At 31.6% G+C, this 4,983-nt stretch carries 4 protein-coding genes and 1 pseudogene; 1 reads left to right on the top strand and 4 read right to left on the bottom strand.

Annotated features, from left to right (window positions below; translation table 11 throughout):
• Positions 1–61 precede the first annotated feature (61 nt).
• On the top strand, positions 62–736 hold the full coding sequence (locus NSA58_RS16050; protein ID WP_074429192.1) for a hydrolase: 675 nt from the start codon (positions 62–64) through the stop codon (positions 734–736).
• A 318-nt stretch (positions 737–1,054) separates the two neighbouring features.
• Here the strand turns inward: NSA58_RS16050 and NSA58_RS16055 are convergent, their stop codons facing one another.
• The 4 genes and pseudogenes from NSA58_RS16055 to nhaC form a co-directional block, all read right to left on the bottom strand.
• Positions 1,055–1,249: a hypothetical protein gene (locus tag NSA58_RS16055; RefSeq protein ID WP_074429191.1), complete on the bottom strand. Its 195-nt coding sequence runs from the start codon at positions 1,247–1,249 to the stop codon at positions 1,055–1,057.
• A 128-nt stretch (positions 1,250–1,377) separates the two neighbouring features.
• The gene (locus NSA58_RS16060) at positions 1,378–2,394 is read right to left on the bottom strand and encodes an alpha-hydroxy-acid oxidizing protein (RefSeq protein ID WP_074079200.1); all 1,017 of its coding nucleotides are present in this window, start codon (positions 2,392–2,394) and stop codon (positions 1,378–1,380) included.
• A gap of 56 nt (positions 2,395–2,450) precedes the next feature.
• Positions 2,451–3,218 carry a ribonuclease HII gene (locus NSA58_RS16065; RefSeq protein WP_039677928.1) on the bottom strand — a complete coding sequence of 256 codons (768 nt, stop codon included), beginning with the start codon at positions 3,216–3,218 and terminating at the stop codon, positions 2,451–2,453.
• 208 nt (positions 3,219–3,426) lie between these two features.
• Positions 3,427–4,850 (bottom strand): annotated as a pseudogene (nhaC, locus tag NSA58_RS16070) (Na+/H+ antiporter NhaC).
• Positions 4,851–4,983 lie beyond the last annotated feature (133 nt).

Below are 4,983 nucleotides of genomic sequence, written 5' to 3' on the forward strand. Positions count from 1 at the left end.
ATTTTAAATATTTTTACTATTAATTATGTACATATGAAAATTTTTAAGGAGGATTTTATCCATGAAACAAAGACCAAAATCAATAGATGGTACACTTAGAAAATCATTTTTACGTGTTCCTGAAGTTATTAGAGAATGCAGCGGCATAAATATTTTTGGGAAAAGAATTAAGTCTCTTGTTTTTTCAACTGACTTAGCTATTATAAAAAATATAAATGCAGACGCAGTAATAGCCGTATATCCATTTACACCTCAGCCCATAATTACACAATCTATTATTATGGCTTCTGATATCCCTGTTTTTGCAGGTGTTGGTGGAGGTTTGACAAAAGGAATTCGTTCTGTAATGCTTGGAACAAATGCTGAGTTGCAAGGTGCTATCGGTGTGGTTGTCAATGCTCCAACATCAAACGGTGTAGTCAAAGCTTTATCTAATGCACTAGATATACCTGTTGTTGTTACTATTGTGAATGATGATACAAATATTCAGGAAAGAATAGATTCTGGTGCAACTATTTTTAATGTTTCAGCTTCTGTTGATACACCTAGGATAGTTGCCAAAATTAGAGATGCTTATCCTGATTTTCCAATAATCGCAACAGGTGGTCCTACTGATGAAAGTATCAGAAAAACCATAGCTGCCGGTGCAAATGCAATCACTTGGACACCACCTTCTATTGCTGTATTGTTTAAAGACGTTATGAATTCTTATAGACAGAATTCGGATGCACATTAGTAATTCATTTTCTATGGAATGTTATCTGGTACACTAGGACACCAACTTTTACAACACTATTAAATATACAGTATATTTTAGTTGAGTTTAAAGTCTGTTAGTTTTTATTATTTCTAGTGTACTTGATCTACTATCATTAATAAAACCTTTATTACAACTCAATTACACACTTTATTTTACATTCCTGCTATACTTTCTTCTAGTCCATATGCATTAAATACTACACCTGCTTCATGTCCATAATTTTCTATTAGTCTATTTACAATTTCTTTTGCTGCTCTTTTTATCGATTCATTTATTATTATATAAAAAATGAATTTATATTTTTATGGTCAAAAACACCTTTTTTATTACCCTTATTTTTTCTTTATATTCATTTTCTTTAGTATATAGATATGTATTTTTAGAACAACCTAAAGCTCCTGTAGCTGTTAATGCTATTACCAAGATTGCAATAAATATTTTATATGTTTTTTCAAAATATCCTCCATATGTAAATAAATTATTTTGCATTGATATTATACTATAAAAAAGAGTATTGACAATTCAATCAATACTCTTTTTTATTAATTTAATTAGTAGAAATTATTCTTATGTATCATTTTAAATCTAACTTTTCATTTAATTTTATTATTAAACTTCTATCTATATATAACCCTACCATCGATATCGCTAACATTTTGGCATCCAGTAAGTCTCATAGTAGCCTCAAACTCACCTATAATCTTATTAACATACATCTCAACACCTTCTTTACCACCACCAAAGCTAGCAGTAACAAAAGGTCTTCCTATAAGCACGCCATCAGCCCCAAGTCCTATCAATTTAAGAACATCAACACCACTTCTAACACCACCATCAACTAAAATAGTTATCTTGCCTTTAACAGCTTCAGCAATAGCAGGAAGTACATCCGCTGCACCTGGGGTACAGTCTAAAACTCTACCACCGTGATTAGATACAACTATGGCATCCACACCAGCTTGAACAGCAAGCATAGCATCTTCTACAGTCATTATCCCTTTCACTATAAATGGTAGCTTAGTAGCTGCTTTTAACTCTTTTAAAGCTTCCACGTCTTTTGGTACAACAGTTTTTCCATGCATTGATAAAGTAACTAGTCCACATGCATCCACATCTACACCAACAGCAAAAGCTCCAGCTTCTTCAGCTAATTTTATTTTCTTTATTATGTCGTGATTTTCCCAAGGCTTTATAAATACTATACCTTGGCCATCGTTTTCTTTTAATACATCTAGGTTGTCCATTAAGAATGAATCTACAGCAGTATCACCAACCATTGGGAAGATTCCTGTTTCTATACATCCTTCTACAACTGGAGTTATGTATTCTCTTTCACTTATTTTTCCACCCATATTTAATGTAGTTCCTGTTATAGGAGCTGCAAATATAGGTGCTTTCATTTTCTTCCCAAATAATTCTACTGAAGTATCTGGCTTAGATACATTATGTATAACTCTCATGTTTATTTTAACATCTTGTAAACTTTTGAAGTTTTGTATAAAAGCAGATCCAGTTTCTTTTCCACCCATTCCTGGAACTTCTCCTGCACAAACTACTCCATTACAAGCTTTACATACCCTACAACTTCCATTTAAGTTTTCTCTTGCTTCTTTTAGCATATCTTTATAATTCATTGTTTATTCCCCTCCAATAATAATTCACTTAAAAATTCTTCCATTAATATTATAGCTTATAACACATTCTTAAGGAAACTTTTTCTATGTATTGGTGTTATACCATTTTTTTCTATAGCTTCGTAATGCTCCTTTGTACCATATCCTTTGTTTGATTTAAACCCATACTCAGGATATATTTCATCATATTGGCACATCATTCTATCTCTAGTAACCTTAGCTAAAATACTTGCAGCTCCTATTGATATTGACTTTGAATCACCTTTTATTATTGGATTTTGTTTTATATCAACCCCTGGTATTGTAACAGCATCTACTAATAAGTAGTCTGGTTGTTTTTTCATTGAATTTAATGCTTTTTTCATTGCCATATATGTGGCATTTAAAATATTGTAGTCATCTATTTCTTCATTGTCCACAATTCCTATTCCATAATCTAGGGCATTTTCTTTTATTATTTCATATAATTCTTCTCTTTTACTTTCTTTGATTTTTTTAGAATCATCTATTCCTTCTATTTTAGTGTGTGGCGGTAAAACAACTACAGCAGCAACTACAGGCCCTGCCAGTGGTCCTCTACCAACCTCATCTATTCCACCTATGTATAAATATCCTTTTTCATATCCATCATTTTCGTATGTATTTATAAGTTCTAGTCTTTCATCTTCTTTTCTTATAGCATCAAGTTTTTTAGCTAAAGACACAGCTAGTTTTTGCACTGATTTTCTTTCGTCACTTTTTAAAATATCTATATATTCTAAGTATTGATCCACCTTTAGATTATCTACTATTTCTTTAATTTCTTTTACACTTTTATTATTCATGGTAATCTCCTTATTGTTTATTCAGTTTTATTATGTACTCACCTGTTATATTTTATCATAAAATTTGTTACGTTCATATCTACAACGATTTATCTTTTCTCTACTTCAGATAAATTCATTGCTCAAAATTCATTTTGCTCATGTAACAAGTGATTTATTTAAAAAAAGCCAGCAGAATTAGCTTTATCTGTTGGCTTTATATATTGATTTAATTTGCTTTTTTACATAATTTTAAATTTTCATCATAATCTATTCTTGCTATTTTAAATTTAAGTGCTATCATTACCAATGAGACTATTGGATTTATTAAATTTAACAAAGCATATGGTGCATATATAAATGCTGATATCCCAAGTGTTCCTGCTATATAAGCACCACAAGTATTCCATGGTATAAGTGGAGAAGTTAAAGTTCCACTATCTTCTAATGCTCTTGATAACATCTTTGGATGTATACCTCTTTTTTTGTATTCTTCGCTATACATTCTTCCTGGTATAACAATAGATAAATATTGTTCTCCAGCTATTATATTAGTAAATGTACAAGTTAACATAGTACAAAATACTGTACCAAACACACCTTTTGCAGCTCTCAATATGGACGATGCTATTACTTCAAGCATCCCTGTCTTTTCTAGTATTCCTCCTAATCCTAGTGCACATATTGTTAATGATACAGTTGACATCATATTCATAAGTCCACCTTTAGATAACAACATATCTACAGATTCTATACCTGTAGTAGATACATATCCATTAGTCGCCGCTTCTAATATGGCTCCTATGTCTTGTCCTTGGAAAAATATTGCTATAATAACACCTACCAATGCTCCGCAAATAAGTCCAGGGATTGCTGGTACTTTAAGCATAACTAGCACAATTACTATAACTGGTCCAATTAACAAAAACGGTGATAAAGTATTAAACGAAGACTCCAGTGTGTTGCTAATTAATTGAATTTGACTTATATCCAGTTCTTGTCCAGAATATTTCGTCCCCATTATACCAAATATTATTAATACTATTACTAAGGATGGTACAGTTGAATATGACATATATTTTATGTGAGTAAATAAGTCAGTACCTGCCATTGCTGGTGCCAAATTAGTTGTCTCAGATAGAGCAGATAATTTATCTCCAAAATATGCTCCAGATATAATAGATCCTGCAACTATTCCTACTGGTATACCTAAGCTTTGACCAATACCTAAAAGTGCAACACCGACTGTTCCCATAGTGCTCCAAGATGATCCCGTTGCAAGAGATACTATAGGCATACTATTACTGAGGCCACCAAGAAAATATTTGGTGATATGACTTTTAATCCCCAATAAATCATACTTGGGACCACCCCACTTATTACCCAAGTTCCTATAAGTATACCTATTATCATTATAATCAAAATCGCTTGCATAGCCATTTTAATACTATCAAACATACTGATTTCTAACTCAGTCCATTTAAATCCTAGTCTATATACTCCTATGGCCCCTGCTATAGCTGCAGCTCCTATAAGTGGTACATGTGGTGATGCCTCAAACATAAATATTCCTATTCCTAAAAATAACGCTAAGCATATTATCGGTATCATTGCCTCTAATAACGATGCCTTCCTACTAATCTTTTGCTTCATTTTAAATTCTCCCCTTATCAATAGTTTAATTTGAATTTTTTGAAACCTATTAGTCTATACCACCTCTTTTTTCTTTATAAGTCAATTCAATTTCTACTCTATTACCTAATTTATAATTAAAATAATACTTTTC

Origin of the sequence: Terrisporobacter muris (genome assembly GCF_024621905.1) — a bacterium.
GTDB classification, from domain to species: domain Bacteria; phylum Bacillota; class Clostridia; order Peptostreptococcales; family Peptostreptococcaceae; genus Terrisporobacter; species Terrisporobacter muris.